Source organism: Ensifer sp. ENS08, from assembly GCF_014852195.1.
Classification (GTDB): domain Bacteria; phylum Pseudomonadota; class Alphaproteobacteria; order Rhizobiales; family Rhizobiaceae; genus Ensifer; species Ensifer adhaerens.
On sequence record NZ_JACVBF010000001.1, the window covers coordinates 592,781 to 612,223 of the forward strand.

Below are 19,443 nucleotides of genomic sequence, written 5' to 3' on the forward strand. Positions count from 1 at the left end.
AGAAGAAGCGGAAATGCTCCAGGAATTGCTAAGAGCCGGAGCGGCTTACTTGAAGCGGTAGGTGATACGGCCCTTGGTTAGGTCGTACGGGGTCATTTCAACGAGAACCTTGTCGCCGGCAAGCACGCGAATGCGGTTCTTGCGCATACGACCAGCAGTGTGAGCGATGATCTCATGCTCGTTTTCGAGCTTCACGCGGAAGGTCGCATTCGGAAGCAATTCGGTGACCACGCCCGGAAATTCAAGGACTTCTTCTTTCGCCATGTAGGACTGTTCTTTCTATCTTTGTTTAGGGAACCGTCAGGTATCCCGAAAAATTCGCCGGAAACTACACAATCGACGAGGATTTGTGAACCATCTAAGACCGGCTTTTGCGCTTTTGTGACGGGCTACTGTGCCGCGCGTCGGATCAGAAGCGCGAAGCCGCTATAGCACTTCGTACCGCTCCATGTCTCTAGTCTTAAATCGATCGAGATTTACGCCGGCATGGAAGCGACGGAGACTGCAGACCGCGCCGGGATTTTTCGCAACACTCTCAAGCGTCTTCCGACTTCCTGGAGCCGATCAACCGATGATTGATCAGCGTCGACAGGTGATCGCGCACGGCGCGGTAGGCATCGACGATCTGCTCGCGCGTGCCGGCAGCCACCGTCGGATCCGGCGTCGGCCAGTAGACCACGTCGACGGCCATGGAGCGCGTCAATTCGAGCGCCTTGTGATGCGCCTCCGGCGCCAGCGTGACGATAAGGTCGAAATAGTCATCCTCGAGTTCATCGAGCGTATGCGGCTGGTGGCGACCGAGGCTCAGGCCCACTTCGGCCATGACCACGTCGACGAAGGGGTCGCGTTCGCCATGCCGCACGCCGGCGGAGGCGACATAGGTTCCGGCCGGCAGCGCCGCCTTGGCGAGCGCTTCGGCCATCGGCGAGCGAATAGCGTTCATGCCGCACATGAAGAGGACCGAGCGGGGCATTTTCAAGCGCTGAGCCTCGGTTCCCGCCATGCCGGTCGCCGCCCTCACCCGCGCCAGTAGAGCACGCAGACGAGCGTGAACAGGCGGCGGGCGGTATCGAAGTCCAGCCGGATCTTGCCGGAGAGGCGATCCATCAGCGTCTGCGAACCCTCGTTGTGAATGCCGCGGCGCCCCATGTCGATCGCCTCGATCTGGCTCGGCGTCGCCGAGCGGATCGCTTCGTAGTAACTCTCGCAGATCATGAAGTAGTCCTTCACGATCCGGCGGAACGGCGTCAGCGACAAAATATGGGTGGCGACGTCGCTGCCCTTGTCGGTCGAGATCGCAAAGACGAGCTTGGCGTCGACGAGCGAGAGATTGAGCTTATAGGGGCCGCCTGGATGGCCGACCGGCTCGAACAGGTTTTCTTCGAGCAGGTCGAAGATCGCAACCGCGCGCTCATGCTCCACGTCAGGGGTCGAGCGGCCGATGGTCTCGTCCAGAACGACATCGCAGAGACGCTGGTTGCGGTCCGCCTTCATCCAGCGTCCCCGAGATTGAGGCGAATGGCGACGGAGCGCGCATGGGCCTCAAGGCCTTCGGATTTTGCCAGCACGATGGCCGCCGGTCCGAGGATCCGCAATTGTTCGGCATCAAGCCGCAGGATCGACGTGCGCTTCATGTAATCCAGCACGCCAAGGCCGGAGGAGAAGCGCGCGGAGCGGGCGGTCGGCAGCACGTGGTTGGAGCCGCCGACATAGTCGCCGATGACCTCGGGCGTGTGGCGACCGACGAAGATCGCGCCGGCATTGCGGATCTTGGCCACCATCGGTTCGGGGTCGGCAAGCGCCAGCTCCAAGTGTTCGGCAGCGATGCGGTTCGCGAGCGGCACGGCCTTCTCAAGATCGGGCACGAGGATGACGGCACCGAAATCGCGCCAGCTTGCCGACGCCGTTTCGGCGCGTGGCAGAGTTTTCAGCTGCCGCTCGACTGCGCTCTCGACCGCCTGGCCGAAATCCGCATCGTCGGTGATCAGGATCGACTGGGCGCCGACATCGTGCTCGGCCTGGGCGAGAAGATCGGCAGCGATCCAGTCCGGATCGTTGTGCTTGTCGGCAATAACAAGCACTTCGGAGGGGCCGGCGATCATGTCGATGCCGACCGTGCCGAAGACCTGGCGCTTGGCCGCAGCCACATAGGCATTGCCCGGGCCGACGATCTTGGCAACCGGTGCAATCGTCTCGGTGCCATAGGCAAGGGCGGCCACAGCCTGCGCGCCGCCGATGCGGTAGATTTCCTCGACGCCGGCAAGGCGTGCAGCAGCCAGCACCGCCGGGTTGATCTTGCCGCCGGTTGCCGGCACCACCATGACGATGCGGGACACGCCGGCAACCTTTGCCGGCAGCGCGTTCATCAGCACCGAGCTCGGATAGCTCGCGGTGCCGCCGGGCACATAGAGGCCGACGGCATCGACCGCAGTCCAGCGCGAGCCGAGGCCGACGCCCATGGCGTCCTGGTAGATATCGTCCTTCGGGCGCTGGCGGGCATGGTGCGCCTCGATGCGGGTGGCGGCGACCTTTAGCGCGCCGAGAACTTCCGGCTCGACCGCCTGGATCGCCGCATCGATCTCGGCGGCGCTGACCGCCATCGGCGTCGTCTGGAAATCGACGCCATCAAAACGCTTGGAGTATTCGGCGAGCGCCGCGTCACCGTGTGCCCGCACGTCGTCGATGATCGCCTTGACCACCGCATTGACGTCCTCGGACACCTCTCGCTTGGTCGTCAGGAATGCCGCGAACTTTTGTTCGAAGTCACCGTCGAGAAAATTGAGCCTGATTGCCAAAGGGGACGTCCTTGTATGCCAGTGTCGGTCGGGTCGATCAGCGTCAAGCGCCTTCGGGATGCTTGGGCTTGAAAGCGGTTTCCCACGCCCCGCCGGTATCCGCAAGCTGCGTTTCGATGCATTCGACGTCAAGCGCGATCGAGGCGTCGCCAGCCAGAACCAACTCCAGCGTGCCTTCCGGCCCCTCGCCCTGCAGCGCGAACTTCAGCGTCAGCAGATCGAGCACCGCCTCGCCGTCACGCCGGTCGAAGCCGACGGAGCGCACTGCATTCACACGTTTGAAGAGGAGAGCCGCACGCCGGCGCTCAAAGGAGCGGCGCTTGCCATCGGCCGTCTCCCAGACGAAGCGGTTGACGATGAGAGAAAACTGCTTGCGACGCGCGTCGTATTCCAGGCCCGAAACCTTGAACACGGCATCCTGGACGTGGGCGGAGACGACAGCGAGATCCTCCTCGTCGAGCGCCAGCAGCTTCAATCCGGTCATGCCATCCATTCCTTTCGTTTCGCCGCACATCTTGCCGTGCCACAATTGAAATGGACATAGGATGTTGCGCCTGAAACCGCAACGGTATCAGGCGCAACCATTCAAATCAGTCGCTGACGCGCTCGACGTGCGCGCCGCACCGGGTAAGCTTCTCTTCGAGCCGCTCGAAGCCGCGGTCGAGATGATAGACGCGCGAGACCATGGTCTCGCCTTCGGCGGCTAGGCCGGCGATGACGAGCGAGACGGAGGCGCGAAGGTCGGTCGCCATGACAGGCGCGCCCTTCAGGCGGCTGACGCCCTCGATTTTCGCCGTCTGGCCGGAAAGCGAGATCTTGGCGCCGAGACGGGCGAGTTCCTGCACGTGCATGAAGCGGTTCTCGAAGATCGTCTCGGTGATGTGCGAGGTGCCCTTCGCCATGGTCATCAGACCCATGAACTGCGCCTGCAGGTCGGTCGGGAAGCCCGGGAAGGGATCAGTGACGATATCGACCGGCTTAATGCCGGCGCCGTTGCGCACGACGCGGATGCCGCTGTTGGTCTCGGTGATCTCGGCGCCAGCGCGGCGGATCGCTTCCAGCGCCGTGTCGAGCAGCGCCATGTCGGTGTCTTCGAGGATGACGTCGCCACCGGTCATGGCAACGGCCATGGCGTAGGTGCCGGTCTCGATGCGATCGGGAAGAACGCGGTGACGGGCGCCGGAGAGCGAGCGAACGCCCTCGATGGTGATCGTCGAGGTTCCCTGGCCGGTAATCTTGGCGCCCATGGCGTTCAGGCAGTTGGCGAGGTCGACGACTTCAGGCTCGCGCGCGGCGTTGCCGAGCACCGTGGTGCCGTTGGCAAGCGTCGCTGCCATCATCAGCACATGGGTGGCGCCGACCGACACCTTCGGGAAGGTGTAGCGCGCGCCGATCAGGCCGCCAGCCGGCGCCGTCGCGTTGACGTAACCGCTGTCGATCTCGATGTTGGCGGAAAGCGCCTGTAGGCCTTCGATGAAGAGATCGACCGGACGCGTGCCGATGGCGCAACCGCCCGGCAGCGATACCCGCGCCTTGCCTTCACGGGCAAGCAACGGGCCGATAACCCAGAAGCTCGCGCGCATCTTCGAGACCAACTCGTAAGGGGCGGTCGTGTCGACGATGTTGCGGCAGGTGAAATGGATGGTGCGGGCGTAGCTCTCGCCCTGGCGCTCGCGGCGACCGTTGACGGAGATATCCGCGCCATGGTTGCCGAGGATACGGATCAGCTGCTCGACGTCGGCCAGATGCGGCACGTTTTCGAGCGTCAGCGTGTCGTCGGTCAGAAGCGACGCAATCATCAGCGGCAGGGCCGCATTCTTGGCGCCCGAAATCGGGATGACGCCGTTGAGCTTGTTGCCGCCTACAATCCTGATGCGATCCATGAGGCCTCTCGAACGGGCTTGGCCCGCCTTTCCAAAATAATCCGATGTTGTCTGAAGGCGCCTCTTTAGTGGAGACGCCGCGAAATTAGAAGTGCCTTGAACGCCGCGCATCCCTTCGGACGCCTGGCGCTGTAACATTTAGGTCGCTGCACAGTTTTCCCCCGCGATCGGTCCCGATTTAACGGACCTGTGCAATCGAACGCCGATGGAGATGCCACCGGCAAATTGAGAACGAAGCGGCGATGCCGCTTCCTGCCCGTACTAATCTTGGGATTCGTCCGTTTTTGCGGCAGGAAGACCGCTGACGTCATCGGCAGCGCCAGATCGGCGCGCCCGCATCTGCTGCTTGCGGCGCATGAGGTTGTCGCGCAAGTTCCTGGCAAGACGCGCCTTTTTCAGGTCCGCCTCGGTCGTATCCTTTATCTTTTTCTGGCGCACCTTGCCATCCGCCTGCCGTTCGTCAGGCGGAGGCACGGCTTTGCCGCCTTCTTCGTCGTCTGTTTGCATGCCCATGCCATAGCGCAAAACCAGGGTCTTCGGAAGCAGCGGTGACTTTTCTCACAGCTCTTCGCGAAAAACTTCGAATTGCGGCTTGCACTCGCCGCCGAGCTATGGCAATAGCCCCCTCGCTTGATGCGGCTGACACACGAACCGGCCGCCAGATGCTGCTATAGCTCAGGGGTAGAGCACTCCCTTGGTAAGGGAGAGGCCGAGAGTTCAAATCTCTCTAGCAGCACCAGCCTTCTCTTAACGAAATCAAATTGATACTCGCTCGTAGCACCGCGTGCTTTCGCGGTCTGCGAATGTTTTCGCCTGTCCTATCGCCCCAAACGAGCAGGATCTACGGCGCCCGCGAAAGACGCGCCCCAGGCCGCAGAATTTCTCATCGGATGCAATTTTCGCCTGCTGCCACCTGCGTTATGCTGCGAATCGGGCGCGCCCACGCCTCCCCCCTCCGATCGGGAAAGTAGATTTCATACCGGGCACTCTCATCATCGAACCGACTGTTGGGGCAATGCGCACAAGGAGGGACTGCGACGATCGCTCGTACCAGGAGGTTGCCGATGAAACTGACTGCACCGATCTACCATTTGAAACGCAGGGCGAAACGCCTGTGCCGTGAAGAAGCCATCCCGCTCCATGAAGCGCTTGATCGCATCGCCGTTCAGGAGGGCTACTCCACTTGGAGCCTGCTTGCGGCACGACAAACGACTGCCGGCACCGCGGCGAGTATGCTTGCCCGGCTCGCTCCCGGAGATCTCGTGGTCCTCGCCGCACGCCCCGGCCAGGGCAAGACGCTGAAGAGCCTCGAGCTTGCCGTAGAGGCGATGAGGGCCGGCCATCGCGCCTACTTCTTCACACTGGAATATACCGTGACGGACGTCATCGAGCGTTTTGCGGCCATCAGGGCCGACCATGGCCGGTTTGCCCCGCTGTTCGAGATCGATTGCTCCGACACGATCAGTGCCGACCATATCGTCGGCAAGCTGTCCAAGGCCGATCCCGGCACGCTGGTGGTCGTCGATTACCTCCAGCTTCTCGATCAGCGACGTGACAATCCCGCTCTTGGCGATCAGGTGCGCAAATTGAGGGCATTCGCGCGGCAACGCGGGCTGATCATCATCTTCATCTCGCAGATCGATCGATCCTTCGAAGCCGCCGTGAAACCACTTCCGGACCTGGACGATATCCGGATGCCGAACCCCGTCGATCTCCGGCTTTTCGACAAGGCCTACTTCTTGAACAAGGGCGAAGCGAGGCTACTGGCGATAAACTGAAACAAGAGCCTGCCTCGCTGACACCCGGAACGTATTTCCCGATGCTGCGTTATCGTTTCAAAGGCAGCAACGCGGAGGCTTCTCAATGAAAGGTATCGTTCTCTGGCTTATGGGCGTGCCGCTCATCGTCATCATCCTTCTCTACATGTTCGTATTCTAGAGAAGCAAAATGCAACGGCAGGTTGGCAGATTAACGCAACCTTAAGATTCCACTGCCAGATTTGATATTGCGATGATGGACAATCGCAACATCTTTGATCCCCTTTTGAAACCGGCTCCTGCCGGTTTCTTTTTTTGCAGGATCGCTGAGCACGCGGCGTCGTTTGACTTAGGCATTACTTGGCGGTCAGACCTTAACCGCCTGCTCAACGAAATCCTGCGAGCCGAAGAACTTGAGGTAGCGCTCGACCTCGGCCGGGTCACCGGTCGCCTTGCGCGGATTGTCGGAGAGTTTTACAGCCGGCCGGCCATCCGCCTCGCTGACCTTGCAAACGATCGAGATCGGACTGAGGCCGCTGATTTCCGTCGGTGCGCAACCGGCAAAATCATTGGTGAGGTTGGTGCCCCAACCGAAGCTCATGCGCACGCGCCCCTCGAAGTGGCGGTACGTCTCGATGATCGTGTCGACGTCGAGACCATCGGAGAAGATCAACAGCTTTTCCCGGGGATCCCGTCCCATCTTCTTCCACCAGGCGACGATTTTTTCGCCACCTTCGATCGGCGGCGCGCTGTCCGGCCGAAAGCCCGTCCAGTCCGCCACCCATTTCGGCGCGTCGCGCAGGAACGCCGCTGTGCCGAAGGCATCGGGCAGCACGATCAGGAGATTGCCGCCATAGAGTTGGTTCCAGTCCTGCAGCACCTTGTAGGGGGCGGCGGCCAGTTCCTTGTCGTTGCGGGCAAGGGCCGCGGCCACCATCGGCAATTCGTGTGCGTTGGTACCAAGCGCCTCCAGATCGTTGTCCATGGCGAGCAAGACATTGCTGGTCCCGGAGAACGAACTGCCAATCCCTTCCTTCAACGCCTCGACGCACCAGCGCTGCCAAAGGAAGCTGTGGCGGCGGCGCGTGCCGAAATCGGAGATCCTGAGGTTAGGATACTGCCGCAGCCGCTCGACTTTGGACCACATCTTGGCCTTGGCGCGGGCATAGAGCACATCGAGGGTAAAGGGACCGAGGCCCTTCATCGCCGAGCGCGAGCGCAGCTCGTTGATGATCGCCAGCGCCGGGATCTCCCACATGGTGGTCTCCGCCCAGCGGCCGCGGAAGGTCAGCTCGAACTGGCCATCGCTGCGTTTCAGCTCATAATCCGGCAGGCGGAACTTGGCTAGCCAGGCGAGAAACTCCGGCGAGAAGATCTGCTTGCGGCCATAGAAGGTATTACCCGCAAGCCAGATCATTTCCTTCTTGGAAAAACGCAACTCGCGTGCGTGATCGAGCTGCTCGCGCAGTTCCTGCTCGTCGATCTCGTCGGCGAGCCGCACCGTCTTCGTGCGGTTGATCAGCGAGAAGGTCGCATCGACATCCGGATAGAGCTGCCAGATCATCTGCAGCATCAGGAGCTTGTAAAAATCCGTGTCCAGCAGGCTGCGTACGATCGGGTCGAGTTTCCAGGCATGATTGTAGACGCGCCTGGCGATATCGGTCTTCGTCATCGGTGAAATTGCTCCTTCCTCTTGGGCGAGGCTAGATCATCTCGGCTAGTTCAGCTCGACACCGGCATCACGCATACGCGTCACCATGGCATGAAGCGAGCCGTTGAGGTCGATGCCCCGACAGGCATCGAGAACGACCGTGGTCGAGAATCCCTGCGCCACCGCGTCGAGCGCGGAGAAGGCGACGCAGAAATCGGTCGCGAGCCCGCAGAGCGTCACCTTTTTGATACCGCGGTCCCTGAGATAGCCGGAAAGGCCGGTCGGCGTCCGGCGGTCGTTTTCAAAGAAGGCGGAATAGCTGTCGATTTGCGCGCGGAAACCCTTGCGGATCAAAAGTTCGGCGCGGGTCCATTCGAGCGCCGGATGGAAATCGGCACCGGCGCTGCCCTGCACGCAATGATCCGGCCAGAGCGTCTGCGCGCCATAGGGCATGGCGATCATTTCGAAGGGATTTTTGCCGGGATGGCTGGAGGCAAAGCTGGAGTGGCCGGAGGGATGCCAATCCTGGGTCAGAACCACATGCTCGAAGCGGTCGATCAGCCCGTTAATCATCGGCACGATCTCGTCGCCGCCCGCAACACCAAGCGCTCCGCCCGGGCAGAAATCGTTCTGCACATCCACGACGATCAACGCTTTATCCGCCATCATTCACCTCTGGACGATCAACTGCTTATCGATCACCAAAATCGATTTAAGTCCAAGATCAATCACAGAATTTGAGCGACGACAAGCCAGTTCCGCAGGCTTCCGAGATCGGAAGGGCAGATAAGCAAAAGGCGCCGACCTGCGGTCGACGCCCCCTTGAAAAACTATTGAACACGATCAGTTGCCGTTGAGATTGTCCGCGATCGCAAAACCGGAATTGGCGATGCCGACCGGTTGGGCGACGAAGTTCAGGAACTTCGAGAAATCGACCGACGGGTGACGCGAGGCATAGATGACGTCGCGGTTCTTGACCGGGAAGGTCTGGCCGACAATCAGGCTGTCCGGCTTGCTCATGTCAAAGCGGTAGACGATCGGGTAGCGACCCACGCTGTCGGTCTTCATGCCCTTACGCAGCATTTCGTTGAAACGCTGCTGACCGAGCAGGCTCATGACCACATCAGGCTCTTCGTAACGGAAGATGAAATAGCCCTTCATGTCGAGCGTGTAGTCCGAGCCACCGCCCGCAAGGCCCATCGCCTCGAGCAGATTGAGATCGTTGGCGCCGAATTCGACGCGCTGGTTGGCCTTGACCGCACCGAGGATCGTGAAGCGGCGCGGATCGCGCGTCACGAAGATCTGGTCGCCCGGCTTGACGTGGATATTTTCCGACGGGTTCTCGATGATCGACTTCAGGAGAACCGTTCCGGTCTTCTTGCCGCGCACCAATGTGACGAAGGTCTCATAGGGCTGCGCGACCGGACCGCCGGCCTTGGCGATGACCTCATTGATCGTTTCGTCGACGAGGCTCAGTGGCACCACCGACGATTTGCCGACGGCACCCGAAACCGTAACGTTGCGCGATGCGGTGCTCATGCTCGTGACGATGACGTCGGGCTCAACTGCCTTCTGCTTCAGCGCTTCCAGAATTTCCTGGCGCGCCTGCTCCAGTGTCAGGCCGGCAAACTTGACCGGGCCGACATAGGGGATGGCAGCCTTGCCATCCGGCTGAACGACGAGATCGATGCTCGTCTGCTTGGAGTCCTGCGTCGAGAACAAGCCGTCGCTGCCGGCTTCGAAGATCGAGACCTTAAGCTGGTCGCCAACGCCGATGACGACGCGGCCAACACCGCCGCCAATGCCGAAACGGCGATTAAGCGTCGAGGAGACATAATCGGAAACGAGACGCGCGGAGCGTCCGTCCACATCGACGATGTCGAAAACCGTTGCATTCTGGCGGCCGATCTCGGCGCCTGACTGGCCGGCGTCCTTGACGATCGCTCCGGCCAACGGCCCCTCACCAGGCACAGCCTGGCATCCGACGAGGGCGGAACAAAGCAGAAGGGCACTGACTCGTTTCAACTAAGACACTCCACATTCGGCACAGCCATGATTTTGCTCATGGTTCCGCGCCGCATCATCCCCCGGCAGGGAATTTCGCCGGTCTCTGAAAAGCACAATCGCCGTCCCACAACAAGTCACCCCAAGACCAAGACGGGCAATTTATTTGAGCCCGCGTCTTTCTGGTCATACCTTCGATACCTTGAGCGTGGTTTGTCGCCCAATCCGACTTGGACTGGCGTTGACAGCGTGTATATCTTCAGTCTTTGGGGTTGAAAGCTAGGGACTTTAAGTTAAAAGCTGACTAATGAGGCGGAACGAATATAGCTGGGGATAGCCCGCAAGCATGACGATTGGCGATTGCATTTCAACTTCCGCCGCGCAATCGCAGGTGCAACTTTAACGGCATTTTAGAGCGTTCGATCATACATGGCTGTTGAGATTATTGGGCGTGCATGCCTCGCCCCTGGAGCAGAATCGCCCTCGGCGTTGTTCAAACTTCTACGTCAGGGCAAGTGCACCGTCACCAGCATTCCATCGGATCGCTGGGACGTGGCGCGATTCTGGCATCCCGTCATAGGCACGCAGGGGAAGACCTATTCCTTCGCGGCCGGCGTGCTGGATCAACTCTATGATTTCGATCCGGCCGTCTTCGGCATGTCGCAGCGCGAGGCCATGTATATGGACCCGCAGCAGCGTGTGCTGCTGCAGCTCGCCTGGCGGGCGCTTGAAGATGCCAACATCTCGGCGACGTCGCTGCACGGCGAAAACGTCGGTGTCTATATCGGCGCATCGAGCCTCGATCACGCCAACCTGACGGTCGAGGATCCGGCTGCGGCTGGCCCTTACTTCATGACCGGCAACACCCTGTCGATCGTCTCCAACCGCATCTCGCACATCTTCGGCCTCAGCGGCCCGAGCATGACGGTCGACACCGCCTGTTCCTCCTCGCTGGTCGCCCTCGACCAGGCGATGCGGGCGCTCAACGCCGGGGAGATCGACACGGCGATCGTCGGCGGCGTCAACATCCTTGCCCACCCCCTGCCCTTCGTCGGCTTCGCCCAGGCACGCATGCTGTCGCCGGAAGGCCTCTGCCGCGCCTATGACAACGACGGCGCCGGCTACGTGCGCGCCGAAGGCGGCGTGGTCTTCGTGCTGCGCCGTTCCGACCGGGCGCGCCGCGAGAAAGACCGCAGCTATGCGCGCATCGTCGCGACCGGCGTGAATTCGGCCGGCCGCACCAACGGCATTTCGCTGCCGTCGCGCGAAGCGCAGGCCAACCTGCTGAGAGCGATCTACGAAGGAAACGGCATCGACGCCAATCAGGTGGCCTTCGTCGAAGGCCACGGTACCGGCACCAAGGTCGGCGACCCGGCGGAAGTCTGGTCGATCGGAACGGTCATCGGCGCCAAGCGCCGGGCGCCTGTGCCGATCGGCTCGATCAAGTCGAACATCGGCCATACGGAACCCGCCTCCGGCCTCTTCGGCATGCTGAAGGCCATGATGGCGCTTGAGAACAACTACCTGCCGGCTTCGCTGCACTTCGACACGCCGAACGAGCATATCGACTTCGATGGTCTGAACGTCCGCGTCACGGCAAACCCGATCGAGCTTCTGCGCGGTAAGCGCGCGCGCCTTGCCGGCATCAACTCGTTCGGCTTCGGCGGCGCCAATGCGCACGTCGTTATCAGCGATCCTGAACCGGCCGCCGATGAAAAGGCCGCAAACCCGTCGTCTTCGGGACATGTGTTCCTCGCAAGCGCTCATACGCAGTCGAGCCTGGAAGCCCTTCTCAAGGATTACAAGACCGCTTTCGCGCATGCTTCCAAGGGTGAAGCCCGTGCGATGATCGCCGCATCGGGTGCCAACCGCACCCATATGCGCCATCGGTTTGCCGCTCGCAGCGACCAGCCCGAAGATATCGTCCGTGCGATCGCCAGCCACCTGGAAAAGCCCGGCTCGGATATCGGTGAGGTCGGCGAGGCCGTCGTTCGCGACGCCAAGGTCGCGTTCGTGTTCTCCGGCAACGGCTCGCAATGGGCCGGCATGGGTGTGGAAGCCTTCCGCGAAAACCTGCATTTCCGCCAGTGTTTCACCTCGGTCAGCGCGCTGTTCAAGTTCCATTCGGATATCGCGCTCACCGATCTCCTGACCGATCCTGATCTCGACAAGAAGCTTGCCGACACGAAGATCGCCCAGCCGCTGCTGTTTGCGGTGCAGGCCGCCCTGTCGGATTCGCTGGTTGCCATGGGCATCAAGCCGGTCGCCGTCTTCGGTCACTCCGTCGGCGAAATCGCCGCGGCCTATGCCGCCGGCGCGCTGTCGCTCGTCGATGCCGTTTCGATCGTTGCGAAACGTTCGCTGCATCAGGACCTGCTTGCCGGCCACGGCACGATGGCGGCCGTCATGCTCGGTGAAGAGGCTGCTCGCGCCTTTGCCGAGGCTCGCGGTCTTGACGAACTCTGCGTTGCTGCGGTCAACGCCCATAATTCCGTGACGATCTCGGGCCCGGCCGACCAGATCTCGGCCTTCCGCGATGCCGCCCGCAAGGCGAAGATCCCGGTCCAGATCCTCGACATCAACTATCCGTTCCATCATCCGATCATCGATCGGGCGAAGGATGCCTTCCTCTCGGACATCCCCGATATCGCACCGCGCCGCACCGAACTCGCCTATCTTTCGACGGTCACTGGTGCCGCGCTCGAGGGCACGCAGCTCGATCCGGAATACTGGTGGAAGAACGTTCGCGAGCCGGTCCGCTTCCAGGCGGCTGCGGAAGCCGCGATCGAAATGGGCTGCCGCCTGTTCATCGAGATTTCGCCGCGCCCGATCCTGTCGTCCTACGTCAAGGAGACGATCAAGCAGGCAGCAGCCCCCGGCATGGTGGTGCCCACGCTGCTCAGAGACGTCGCCGAAAGCGGCCAGGATCCGATCTCGGCCGCGATGGCACGCGCCGTTGCGCACGGCGCCGTCGTGGATACGACCCGGGTATTCGGCAAGCGCAATGCATCGATCGCCCTGCCAAGCCTGCCCTTCGAGCCCGTCGAGCTGCGCCCAGCGGCAACAACTGATGCCACCGACCTGTTCGGCCGGATTGCCAGACCATACCGCCTGACCGGCTGGCGCAGCGATCCGAACAGCGGCAGCTGGAAAAACCATATCGACGCCCATCTCTTCCCGGATCTTGCCGAACACGTGGTGGACGGCAAGGCGATCCTGCCGGGCAGCGGCTTCATCGAGATCGCCGTTGCTGCGGCACAGCAGTTCTATGGCAGCGAAGAAGTCGAGATCACCAATCTCGAAATCGTCCGGCCGCTGGAACTCAGCGACACAAAAATCATGGAGCTGTCGACCGTCCTTTCGCCAGAGACCGGCGACCTCGAAATCCGCTCGCGTGAACGGTTGTCGGAAGACGACTGGGCCGTGCACGCGGTTGCCCGCTGCCGCAAGCCGCTGCCGGCCGGGGACCGCGCCTATCCGTCGCTCGCAGGCCTCCCCAAGACGGCAACGGTGGCACCGGGTCGCGCCTATGAGACGGCGCGGCAATTCGGCCTCGACTACGGTCCTCGCTTCCAGCTGCTCGCAAAAGCGATTGCCTATGGCGACCGCCTGGTCGATGTCGAGCTGAAGACGGCCGAAGCCACCGGACACCCGCTTGTCAGCTATGCCCTGAACCCGATCTCGGTCGATGCCACCTTCCACGGGCTGGTGGCGCTCTTCGACCGATTCACCGGCGACAAGAGCGGCGCACCCTATATTCCCGTCCGCTTCGGTTCGGTTCGTGTCGTCAATGGCGGCCTGCCGATCGCGCGCGCGATGATCGAAATTGAACGCGTCAGCACCAATTCGATCAAGGCGAAGTTCCACTTCTTCGGCCAGTCGGGCGAGCCGATCGCGCATTTCGAGGATTGCCGTTTCCGCCGCACCTATCTGCGCAAGCACAAGACGCTCGATGCGCTGTCCTTCCACTACGAGGCAGTACAATCGCAAGCCGCCCTGCCAGGCCTTCTGCGCAACAGCCTTGCGCCGGTATCGATCGCAATGCCGGCCGCCGGCGAGGCTGGTGTCGACAATGCGACGCTGCTCTTCAATGCCGCGATCTACCGCGCCTGCCAGGAGATCGCCCTCAAGCTCGGTAAGGGGCGTTCCACGATCCAGGGCGGCAATCTGCCTGGCGATTTCGCCTTCCATTGTTTTCTGACGAGCTGCCTCTACGTGCTCGAAGATGCCGGGCTCTGTGAGCACAAAGATGGTGTGTGGACCGTCGCGCAGGAATTCAACCTGCCGAGCGTACCTGAAATTCTGAGCGAACTTTACGGCGAACGGCCTGACCGCGCCGTCGAGGCCGTGCTGATCAACAACGCCTATGCGGAAGCCCTTGCCCGCATCGACGCCTTGCATGCGGGCGACGAAGCGGCCTCGGGATCGAGCTTCATCAGCGACGCCACGATCGACCATCAGGCGGTTCATTCGGAGGCAAGCCGCCAGCGCATGGCCTTCGTGCTGGAGGCTCTCGAAACGGCGCTATCGGCACAGTCCGCCGGAGCGCGCCTGCGCATCGTCGAACTCGGCAGCGTATCCGCCGGTTTCACTAAGCGGCTGGCGACTCTTGCCGAAAAGCATGGTGCAAGCCTCACCGTGTTCGAAGCACGCGATAACGCCCAGCGCGGCCTTGAGCTGACCTTCGAAAACGACGCCCATGTACACATCCTCAAGAAGGGCGAACTCGCGACGCTTGCGGCCTTCGATCTTGCTGTCAGCGCGTCCGACGGGTTCTACGGCCTGATCGAGGACGATGTGGCGGTTCGCACAGCGTTGCGCACGGCACTGCGCCCTACGGGTGGGCTGATTGCCGCGGTCAGCGCGCCATCGCTGTTCAACGACTTCGCGCTTGGCCTGTCCGAGGGCTGGTTCGCGCGCAGCCAGACGGCGGAGTTTCCGATCGGCAACCTCGCGGCGGCGCCGCACTGGCAGAAATGCCTCGACGATCTCGACCTGCGGGACACCGACATTGCCGACCGCGAATGTGCAAGCGGCAACGTCATCCTGCTCGAAGCGCGTGGCGCAGCAACTGCTTCCGCAGACGCGGCGGTGCCGGCATCCGTCCCCCACCTGCTGCTGGAGATCGCGGGGCACGAACAGCGCGAGCCCTCTGGTTCAGCCATTCGCGTCAGCCTGACCGGCGACGCGGCTGCGGACAAGGCCGCGCTCCTGCCAGCCTTCGAGACGCTGGGGGGCCAACCGCTTCGAGCAGTCTTCCTTGCCTTGCCGGCGGCCGCGTCGCGCACCGACGATTCCGCCTCTCTACAAACACAGATCCTCGCGCTCGGCACGTTTGCCGAAGCATTGCGCCAGCATGTCGGCGGTACGGAGCCAGCGGACGACAAACGGCCCCGTCTCGTGCTTGTCGCGCCGGGCGGCGCCCCGATCGCCAGCCGGACGGTCGGCGCGGCGGTCGCAAGCGACGGCGTCAATGCCGGCCTCTGGGCTTTCGCACGCGTGCTTCAGAACGAATACGAGTTCCTCGACGTCCACTCGCTCGACATCGACGGTTCGCCGACGACGGATGCTCAGATGGCTGCGGCATTGCCGCTGCTTGGCGCGATGGGAGTAAACCGCGAATGGCTGCTCGAAGGCGAAGCTGGCGCTGCGCTTTCGGAGATCCGCGCCGTGCCTGGCCCAGTCGACAATGGGCACGCGGCAACGGCTGACTTCAAGGCTGCAACCATCCGCCAGCGCGTCAGCTCTCAGGTGGGCAGCATCGTCTGGGAAGAAAGCGACATCCCCTCGGCAGGCCCGGGTGAAGTCGTCGTTGCGGTCGCGGCCACCGGCCTCAACTTCCGCGACGTAATGTGGGCGATGGGCCTTCTGCCGGAAGAGGCGCTCGAAGACGGCTTCGCAGGCGCGACGATCGGCATGGAGCTTTCCGGCCACGTGGTCGCGGTCGGCGACGGCGTCGATGACCTCGCCGTGGGCGATGCCGTCATGGCGATTGCATCCTCCGCCTTCTCGACCCACGCGGTCGTTTCGCGCGCCGGCGTCGCCAGGTTGCCGCAATCGGTCAGCCCCGTCGCCGCGGCGACGGTTCCGGTCGCGTTCCTGACTGCCTATTATGCGATGGTCGAGCTTGGACGGATCCAGCCTGACGAAACGATCCTCATCCATGGCGCCGCCGGCGGCGTCGGCCTTGCCGCGCTGCAGGTCGCAAAGCTGAAGGGCGCCAGGATCATCGCCACGGCAGGATCGCGCGAGAAGCGTCGCTTCCTGTCGATGCTGGGTGCCGATCACGTCTTTGATTCCCGTTCGCTCGATTTCGTCAACGACGTTCGCGCGGTGACGGGCGGTGAAGGCGTCGATCTCGTGCTCAACTCGCTGTTCGCCGAGGCCATGGAGCAGAGCCTGGCGCTGGTGAAGCCCTTTGGCCGCTTCCTTGAGCTTGGCAAGCGCGACTATTACGCCGACAGCAAGATCGGCCTTCGGCCGTTCCGCCGCAATGTCAGCTATTTCGGCATCGACGCCGACCAGTTGCTGGTCAATCAGCCGAAGCTGACCAAGCGGATCTTCACCGAGATCGGTGCGCTGTTCGAAGACGGCAAGCTGACGCCGCTTCCCTATCGCGCCTTCGACTTCGACGAGATCGGCAACGCCTTCCGACTGATGCAGAATGCCGGGCATATCGGCAAGATCGTCGTGCTTCCTCCGGTCGCCGGCACGCACCGCGTTGCCAAGCGTCCGCATGGCGGCATGAAGGTCGATCCGAACGGCATGCATCTCGTCGTCGGCGGCATCGGCGGTTTCGGCCTGGCTGCCGCCAACTGGCTCGTCGAAAAGGGTGCGACGAAGGTCGCGCTCTGCTCACGCCGCGGCCTGGCGGACGCCGAAACGACGGCAATGATCGAAGCCTGGACGAAGGCTGGCGTATCCGCCACGGTTCATGCCTGCGACGTCACCGATCCGGCAGCGACGGAGCGCCTGCTCAAGACGTTGCGCGCCGTGGCACCGCTGCGCTCGATCGTCCATGCCGCGATGGTGCTCGACGACGCGCTGATCAGCAACCTCAACCGCGAGCGAAACCGGCCGGTCATCGACACCAAGGCCAAGGGTGCCGCGGTTCTCGATCAACTGACCAGCAACGACAAGATCGACAACTTCATCCTGTTCTCGTCGGCGACGACACTCGTCGGCAACCCCGGACAGGCGAATTACGTCGCAGCCAACGGCTATCTCGAAGGTCTCGCCCGCGCCCGTCGCGCACGCGGCCTTGCGGGTCTCGCCGTCGGGTTCGGCGCCATCGCCGACAGGGGCTATCTGGTCCAGAACACGGATGTGAACGACATCCTCGCCAAGCGCATCGGCAAGACGGCGCTGAAGGCGCAGACGGCACTCGACATGGTCGAGAGCCACCTGGCCTTCGATCCAGGCACCGTCGATGCGGCAACCGTGATGATCTCGGAGATCGACTGGTCGGCGGCACGCAATCTGCCTGTCGCCAAGAACGCGCTCTTCGAAGTCATCCTGCGCAGCGCCGACCAGCATGCGACGGGCGGCGAAGGCACCAAGATGGACCTCGTCGCGATGATCGAGGGCAAGTCGCCGCAGGAAGCCGAAGACATTCTCTTCGACCTCGTCGCCGGCGAGATCGCCGCAATCCTGCGCGTATCGAAGGATACGGTCACGCGCAGCAAGGTTCTGAAGGAAATCGGCCTCGACAGCCTCATGGCCGTCGAACTCGGCATGAGCTTCCAGCAGAACACCGGCTTCGACATGCCGCTCAGCGGCGTCGCCGACAACACGACGGTTGGCGATGTCGCCCGCAAGCTCTATGAGAAGGTGAGCAAGCGCGACCAGAGCGACGATGCCGAGCCCGCCGACGACAAGATTGTCAGCGAACTTGCGCAGCGGCACGTCGGAACGGCGAAGGAAAAAGCACAAGGCCAATGAGCACGAACGGAAACGGTCCAGGCGCATCCAAGATGACCAGCAGCCTCAAAGAGAACCTGCTGGACCGGATGAGAAACACGCATCAATCCTCCGAGCGCAACCGCATGGCGCGCTCGGAGCGGGAGATGCCGCCGCCGGCACGCCGGCAGCAGGCCCGTTTCGAAGACCTGCCGGAATACAAGCAGGTGATGACCCAGAAGTTCGCAAGCGAGCAGCTCGGCATCGCCAATCCATTCTATCGTGCGCACCAGACGGCGGCGGGCGCGACCACCGTCATCGACGGCCGGAAGCTGATCAACTTCGCCTCCTATGACTATCTTGGCCTCAATCGCCATGCGGAGGTGCTTGCGCGGGCACGCGATACCATCGGCACCTTCGGCATTTCCGCCTCGGCGAGCCGCCTCGTCGCCGGCGAGCGTCCGGTGCATGTGGCGCTGGAAGAGAAGATCGCCGGCTTCTATGGCGTCGACGCCGCCGTCTGTTTCGTCAGCGGCTATCTCACCAATGTCGCCACCATCAGCTGCCTGATGGGACCGAAGGACCTCGTCGTCCACGACGAGTTCATCCACAACAGCGCCCTTGCCGGCGTCAAGCTCTCGGGCGCGACTCGACGCCTGTTCAAGCACAATGACGTCGCCGACCTCGAACACGTGCTACGCACGGTCGCCGGCGACTATCGCCGCATCATGGTCATCGTCGAGGGCATCTACTCGATGGACGGCGATGTCGCCGACCTGCCGGCGCTTCTGAAGCTCAGGGCCGAATACGGCTTCTGGCTGATGGTCGACGAAGCGCATTCGCTCGGCGTTCTCGGCAAGACCGGCCGCGGGCTTGCAGAGCATTTCGGCGTCGATCCCCGCGAGATCGACATCTGGATGGGCACGCTCTCCAAGACCACGTCGAGCTGCGGCGGCTACATCGCCGGCAGCGAAGCGCTGGTCGAGGTGCTGAAGGCATCGGCCGGCGGCTTCGTCTACAGCGTCGGCCTTGCGCCGGTGCTGGCGGCCGCGGCAACCACAAGCCTGGAGGTGCTGGAACGGGAGCCGACACGCACGGCGGCGCTGCGCCGCAACGGCGCCCTCTTCCTCAAGCTTGCCAAGGAAGCGGGGCTCGACACCGGCCTCAGCAGCGGATTTTCCGTGGTTCCGGTTCTGGTTGGTGATTCCCTGCGTGCGGTGCAGCTGTCGAACGACCTGCTTGCCGAAGGGGTCAATGCGCTGCCGATCATCCACCCGGCGGTCCCGGAAGGCCTGGCTCGGCTGCGCTTCTTCATCACCAGCGACCACACGGAAGAGCAGATCCGGCGCACGGTAACACTCACGGCCGAGCGTCTGGCCGACCTTACCGAACGCAACTTCGGCCTTGGCGGCATCGACATCGACCAGATGATGAAAGCGCTCTCGGCGCGCTGA

At 62.5% G+C, this 19,443-nt stretch carries 13 protein-coding genes and 1 tRNA gene; 4 read left to right on the forward strand and 10 right to left on the reverse strand.

Features of this window, described 5'->3' with window-relative positions:
* Positions 1–45 precede the first annotated feature (45 nt).
* The 7 genes from infA to IB272_RS02830 form a co-directional block, all read right to left on the reverse strand.
* Positions 46–264 (reverse strand): translation initiation factor IF-1, encoded by a 219-nt coding sequence (gene infA / locus IB272_RS02800; RefSeq protein WP_004435948.1) that lies wholly within the window; start codon positions 262–264, stop codon positions 46–48.
* A 271-nt stretch (positions 265–535) separates the two neighbouring features.
* Positions 536–1,003, reverse strand: coding sequence for a low molecular weight phosphatase family protein (locus tag IB272_RS02805; protein ID WP_034797006.1), 468 nt, complete (start codon positions 1,001–1,003; stop codon positions 536–538).
* 14 nt (positions 1,004–1,017) lie between these two features.
* Entirely contained in the window at positions 1,018–1,494 is a 477-nt protein-coding gene (locus IB272_RS02810; RefSeq protein ID WP_034797007.1) for a UPF0262 family protein, read from the reverse strand.
* On the reverse strand, positions 1,491–2,795 hold the full coding sequence (hisD, locus tag IB272_RS02815) for a histidinol dehydrogenase (RefSeq protein WP_060522280.1): 1,305 nt from the start codon (positions 2,793–2,795) through the stop codon (positions 1,491–1,493). The genes IB272_RS02810 and hisD overlap by 4 nt, the downstream gene beginning before the upstream one ends.
* Positions 2,796–2,838: 43 nt before the next feature.
* A complete protein-coding gene (locus tag IB272_RS02820) occupies positions 2,839–3,279 on the reverse strand; it encodes a DUF2948 family protein (RefSeq protein WP_034797590.1) in 441 nt (146 codons plus the stop codon).
* 106 nt (positions 3,280–3,385) lie between these two features.
* Positions 3,386–4,678: a UDP-N-acetylglucosamine 1-carboxyvinyltransferase gene (gene murA, locus IB272_RS02825; RefSeq protein ID WP_060522281.1), complete on the reverse strand. Its 1,293-nt coding sequence runs from the start codon at positions 4,676–4,678 to the stop codon at positions 3,386–3,388.
* 261 nt (positions 4,679–4,939) lie between these two features.
* The gene (locus IB272_RS02830; RefSeq protein ID WP_210333152.1) at positions 4,940–5,185 is read right to left on the reverse strand and encodes a hypothetical protein; all 246 of its coding nucleotides are present in this window, start codon (positions 5,183–5,185) and stop codon (positions 4,940–4,942) included.
* Between the two features lie 157 nt (positions 5,186–5,342).
* Between IB272_RS02830 and IB272_RS02835 the strand changes: the two genes are divergently transcribed.
* Positions 5,343–5,417 (forward strand) — tRNA-Thr (locus tag IB272_RS02835).
* Between the two features lie 325 nt (positions 5,418–5,742).
* Positions 5,743–6,456 (forward strand): DNA helicase, encoded by a 714-nt coding sequence (locus IB272_RS02840; protein WP_060581886.1) that lies wholly within the window; start codon positions 5,743–5,745, stop codon positions 6,454–6,456.
* A gap of 346 nt (positions 6,457–6,802) precedes the next feature.
* Here the strand turns inward: IB272_RS02840 and pncB are convergent, their stop codons facing one another.
* From pncB to IB272_RS02855, 3 genes are all read right to left on the reverse strand, one after another.
* Positions 6,803–8,107, reverse strand: a complete 1,305-nt coding sequence (gene pncB / locus IB272_RS02845; protein ID WP_034797014.1) for a nicotinate phosphoribosyltransferase — start codon at positions 8,105–8,107, stop codon at positions 6,803–6,805.
* A 45-nt stretch (positions 8,108–8,152) separates the two neighbouring features.
* Positions 8,153–8,752, reverse strand: a complete 600-nt coding sequence (gene pncA / locus IB272_RS02850; RefSeq protein ID WP_060581905.1) for a bifunctional nicotinamidase/pyrazinamidase — start codon at positions 8,750–8,752, stop codon at positions 8,153–8,155.
* A 177-nt stretch (positions 8,753–8,929) separates the two neighbouring features.
* Positions 8,930–10,111: a polysaccharide biosynthesis/export family protein gene (locus tag IB272_RS02855; RefSeq protein WP_060581885.1), complete on the reverse strand. Its 1,182-nt coding sequence runs from the start codon at positions 10,109–10,111 to the stop codon at positions 8,930–8,932.
* 408 nt (positions 10,112–10,519) lie between these two features.
* Between IB272_RS02855 and IB272_RS02860 the strand changes: the two genes are divergently transcribed.
* Positions 10,520–18,031, forward strand: a complete 7,512-nt coding sequence (locus IB272_RS02860; protein WP_060581884.1) for a type I polyketide synthase — start codon at positions 10,520–10,522, stop codon at positions 18,029–18,031.
* The gene (locus IB272_RS02865) at positions 18,028–19,443 is read left to right on the forward strand and encodes an aminotransferase class I/II-fold pyridoxal phosphate-dependent enzyme (RefSeq protein WP_060581883.1); all 1,416 of its coding nucleotides are present in this window, start codon (positions 18,028–18,030) and stop codon (positions 19,441–19,443) included. The genes IB272_RS02860 and IB272_RS02865 overlap by 4 nt, the downstream gene beginning before the upstream one ends.